Source organism: Syntrophorhabdales bacterium (assembly GCA_035541455.1).
Taxonomy (GTDB): Bacteria; Desulfobacterota; Syntrophorhabdia; order Syntrophorhabdales; family WCHB1-27; genus JADGQN01.
Map to the genome: position 1 here is coordinate 1 of DATKNH010000066.1, position 4,630 is coordinate 4,630.

Sequence of the window (4,630 nt, forward strand, 5' to 3'; positions counted from 1 at the left end):
ATAACGGTCAGGTCGAAGCCGTCGAGGAACGTGACGAGAAAACAAAGTGAGCAGACCAGCGCCTGGTATGACGTGAATCCGCTGGTATCGAAGATTTCCCTTACGCGCACTGTTCTTGTTTCCATGATGTACCTCCTTTGGGGTATCGCGCTAGAAGATCCGGTCGCTGCCGGCCGCGATCCATTGCGGATACCACTCATAATGTGTTTCCGGATTAGCCTCCCTGAGCCCCTTGTATGAGGCCTTGGCAAGTTCAATGCCTTTCTTGATTCTGTTGAGCCATACAAGCCCCTTTTGTTCGAGAGACACGAGCAGCTTGTCTAACTCTTCGTCAGTAACCTCCAGCGATTCCTTCAGATCGTCTCTGGTCATGTAAAGCCCCGGGTTGACACGGTAGTCTTCCGCGAGTACGCGAAGGAGTTTTCGTTCATCGACACCCCGCACTTTGGGCTGGGGCCCATAGGTCGGTACCGGCACCCCCAGTTCCGGATGCGGTTTTCTGCGCCTCCAGGCGATCTGGTCTTTAAGCTGCTTCATGGCCGTTCTGAAGACGACCATCCTGCAGGCTTCCATGCTCCCTCCTGAAATCGAATCCACCTTTGCCACCTTCATGATCTCTTCTATGGGGTAGAAGAGCGTGGTCCCGTCACCGCCCATCAACTGAACGGAATCCAGGCTTGCCTGCATGGCGGATTCGAGATTGAAGATCTTTATCAGATTCGAATCAATGGTGATGTCCTCTCCCATGTCCCAGCGATGTGCAGTATGGTACGTGAAGAGCCGGGCCGACCGTTGCCTGAGGACAAGGTCGGCTATCTTGAACTGGTTTGTAGGTATGTCGATTGTGGGCTTACCAAACTGGATCCTTCTCTGCATGTAGGGAACGACGTTACGCAAGAGCTCACGTAGCCAGCCTATTGCCTGTGCAGAGATGATCGTTCGCTCGAAGTTGAGTCCGCTCGTCATGACTGACCATCCGTCGCCTTCCTCACCGATGCGCATCTCTAGTGGTATCTCCACGTCCTCGAAATTGAGCACCCCGTTCTGGATGTTACTGAAGCCGATGATCTCGTTAATCTTCTCGACGGTGAAGCCTTTTGCCCCCTTCTCGAGTATGAATGCCGTCAGGTGACGGTGCTTTTCTATCATTTCAGGGTCGTTGCTCGTGCGGGCATAGAGCATGTATCTGCTCGCCAGTCCGGCGGCCACAATGAATCTCTTTTTCCCGTTCAGGATATAGCAATCGTTTTTCCGCACGGCCTCAGTAGAAATCGCGGCGGCATCCGTCCCTACGATAGGCTCGGTAATCACAATCGCGCCTATTTCGCCGTTCACAATGCGGGGGAGAATATTCTTCTTCTGCTTCTCGGTGCCATGATGGAGGACCTGGTGCAAGCCCCCGAGCATGTTACCCCCGAACACCCTCACAATGCCCGGCATGGCGCCAAACGCTTCATTGGCAATACAGGCACCTGTGCAGCCAAGACCGAGGCCACCGTATTCTTTCGGGATAGCCGCTCCGGTGTAGCGCCGCTCTCCTATCCTGTCGAAAATGTCACGCGGAAATTCTCTGGTCCAGCGAGTTTCCGCGTCCCTCGGCATGATGCTCGCCGCAAACTCCGAAACTTCTTCTGCAAACTTCTTCTGCTCCTCTGTCCACCATGAATAGCTTTCCATAACACTCATCTCCTTTGAATTTCCTGTGAGGTATAGGTTTCAACGAGCAATCGGGGTGCCAACGTAAGTGACTGAGAATGCATAAATAGCCCAGGTCACCAGATCGCGCGTTCTCGCCAACTGCCTTCGCCTCATGAGCTTTAATTCGCCGTTGCGAATATACCGTACCGAGTGTCGCCAAGGTGTTCCTGAAATTTTTTATCTGCATCGCTCGCCTGCCAGTCGTACGATATATCGCAAGTGGAATGCCAGACTGAGCGGGATAGCACAATCTGTTGACGTGTCTACGTTTTCGGCGTATGGCTGACACGGCTGGTCTATCGGAAAACCAAAGAACTAGACGAAATGGTGCATCACAATGCACGTTTTAGGGCACTTATTCGATAAGTAAAGACCCCAATCCCTTCGCGCGCCATGATGGCCCGTGCTTGGCACACTTTTGTGCTGCCGTTGTTTTTTTAGAAGTCCGGTAATCCGCGCCTGGTGGGCTGCACTGCACCAGACTTAGGAGCGGATATCATGAAGACCGCGAATTCAGGCTTGGCAGTCTCAACGAAGAGAGGTTAAATTCACGATCACTCCATTTCGTCTATTTTGAAGCACATCCTTTGACCTAGAAAAGAGAAAATTCCTGGATTCCCTAGGTTAATCAATTAAATGGTTCGTGTACTATGAATTGGCACCGATCTTGCGATTAACAACAGGGGTGCGTAGGCACCCGTTATCATGAGCCGCGAAGTTAAAGGGCATGGATCCGCGGATGGCTTTGGCCCATAAGACAGTTTGGTCCGAACATGAAGGAACAGTGGGTAGGGAGGAGTGAGCCTTGCCCTCGCTACTCTCTGGCCGAAGCGTGAACTGACAAGCGGCGGTAACCCGGGCTAGAGCCTACGAATGAAATGAGGATCATGTGGTCGACACAGCGAAACAGATTCTCCTCTTTGTGAGCGCACTTATTCCCATTGTCAATCCGCTCGGAAACAGTCCCATCATTCTGTCGTTGACGAGGCACTATCCAGCTTCTGCACGAAGGGCGCTTTCGCGCCGGATTGCGACGAACAGTTTGTTTTTATTGCTTGGGTCATACCTGCTTGGAGCCCATGTTCTGGCATTTTTCGGGATCTCATTGTCGGTGGTGCAGATCGGTGGTGGATTGATGATCATTTCAACCGCCTGGGCAATGTTGAAGGGGCCAGATGAGGAGAAAGGAAAACGGCATAACGTACGCGACACCATGCGACCACAGGATAAGGTTGATCGTTCATTTTATCCGCTGACCTTCCCCCTGACCGTGGGGCCGGGATCGATTTCAGTGGCTATCGCCTTGGGTGCGAATGCTCCGCCTCAATACGGTGATCATCACCTGGTCATCATGGCTGCAATCATTGGATCGCTTGTGGTCGCCTTGAGTATTCTCCTCTGCTACGGATTCGCAGACTACCTTTCCAGAATTATGGGAGAGACCGCGATGGATGTGATCATGCGTCTCTGTGCGTTCTTGTTGATCTGCATCGGCGTGCAGATCATGTGGAACGGCATGAAAGCGCTCATCGTCTCGGGCCCCTTGCATCCGCACTGAATACGCAGGCACGTCAGGGCAAACACCATACGCTCGCGAGTTTTAGTTCGTCTGATAATCATTTAAAATGACTCGTACGACATTATCTCGGAAAGAGAAATACTTGATACCAGGTGGAATGAGATAGCCATGTATGACGTGAACTCATGCCTCAATACGTAAGACGTTCCACTATTTGGTGTATTTTTTCAATTGCATCCATCAGATTTATCGAGGAAAAACTCTGGCTAAACCTAAGAAATACAAAGGATTGGTCGTTCGGTCGAAGTCTGGCACCGCACTTGCGATATCGGAATTAGCTGAGACGATCATGGGAGGCTTGGGACAGAAGGCTTTGCGAACGGATAAGTCTTAATTCTTGGCCATTTCGTCGCAAAGATATTTACAACCTTTTTGTTGAGGCAATTGGAATCAATATCCACGAGAGCCATGAGAAGGAGGGGCTATGAAAAGGTATAGTATTTCGGCGGTGATCGCATCTTTAGCCGTTGTGTTGCTTTTCGGCGCGTCATACGGTCAGGACGCGGCATGCAATTTCCAGGTCAATCCGACAGAGATCGAGTTCTTTGATGTGTCGGGCGGCACTGTGGAAATAAACGTCACTGCTTCTGATCCCTCGTGCACGTTCACTGTCGAGCGCACATATCCCTGGATAACCGTACTCAGCGTTAACAAAGAGGGGATTAAGGGAAAAGTTCTGATCAGAGTTGAGGGAAATAGTTCCCAAACCCATAGGGTGGGAGAGCTCACTGTAGCCGGGCACGCAGTCAACATCACTCAGTTCGGACCAAGGCGCGGGGGTAATGGCTCTTGATGAAAGCTCATGCGAGCGGGCATGATGCGGAAGCGCTGCTCTGCTCGATTTCGTCAGCGGTATCTGGCCTCTAGAGCGGGCTAAAGAAGATTTGTCGGCTGGTTATGCTCTTATGGAAAACCAACTTCACGAAGATGGTGTCCGTCTGCCGCTTATTACCCTATGGTGAGGAGGGATTATGCAATTTAGCGAGAAAGTCGGAGCCTTTGCAATCTTAAGTCTCGCATGTCTCATTCTTACCTGTTCATCCACCGTTCCTTTTCGCGTTTACGAGCGCCATGTCGAGACCGGGAAGAAGCTTCTCCGGGACGGCGAGTATCCTCAAGCGAAAACCGAGTTCGTGAGGGCATCTGTGGTAGAGCGACGGCCGGAAGCCCTGGCGCTAGCGGCCACAGCGAGTTATAAGCTCAAGGAGTTCCAGGCCACTACAGAGTACCTTTCCGAGGCGGAGCGTGCGGGTAACTCGGGGTTCTTTTATTTCCGTATTGCGGGATATAAGGCGCTTACCTTATTGAGAGAGGGGGAAGAGCAACAAGGTTTGAAAGTTCTCGGCGACTATA

The 4,630-nt window shown here is 51.6% G+C and carries 4 protein-coding genes; 3 read left to right on the plus strand and 1 reads right to left on the minus strand.

The window, feature by feature from the left end:
* Nucleotides 1-150 precede the first annotated feature (150 nt).
* Complete coding sequence (locus VMT71_06805) at nucleotides 151-1,677, minus strand: acyl-CoA dehydrogenase family protein (GenBank protein ID HVN23662.1); 1,527 nt, start codon at nucleotides 1,675-1,677, stop codon at nucleotides 151-153.
* Nucleotides 1,678-2,587: 910 nt separating this feature from the next.
* On the opposite strand from VMT71_06805, the gene VMT71_06810 reads away from it, so the two are divergent.
* The 3 genes from VMT71_06810 to VMT71_06820 all read left to right on the plus strand — a co-directional run.
* Nucleotides 2,588-3,256, plus strand: coding sequence for a MarC family protein (locus VMT71_06810; GenBank protein ID HVN23663.1), 669 nt, complete (start codon nucleotides 2,588-2,590; stop codon nucleotides 3,254-3,256).
* 445 nt (nucleotides 3,257-3,701) lie between these two features.
* Entirely contained in the window at nucleotides 3,702-4,070 is a 369-nt protein-coding gene (locus VMT71_06815) for a hypothetical protein (protein ID HVN23664.1), read from the plus strand.
* A 178-nt stretch (nucleotides 4,071-4,248) separates the two neighbouring features.
* On the plus strand, nucleotides 4,249-4,630 hold a 382-nt coding region (locus VMT71_06820), incomplete at its 3' end, for a hypothetical protein (GenBank protein ID HVN23665.1).

Bases quoted from the DNA above. Each gene is read 5' to 3' on its own strand.
- VMT71_06815 (HVN23664.1), top strand. From the start codon at position 3,702: ATGAAAAGGTATAGTATTTCGGCGGTGATCGCATCTTTAGCCGTTGTG.
- VMT71_06805 (HVN23662.1), bottom strand. From the start codon at position 1,677: ATGGAAAGCTATTCATGGTGGACAGAGGAGCAGAAGAAGTTTGCAGAA.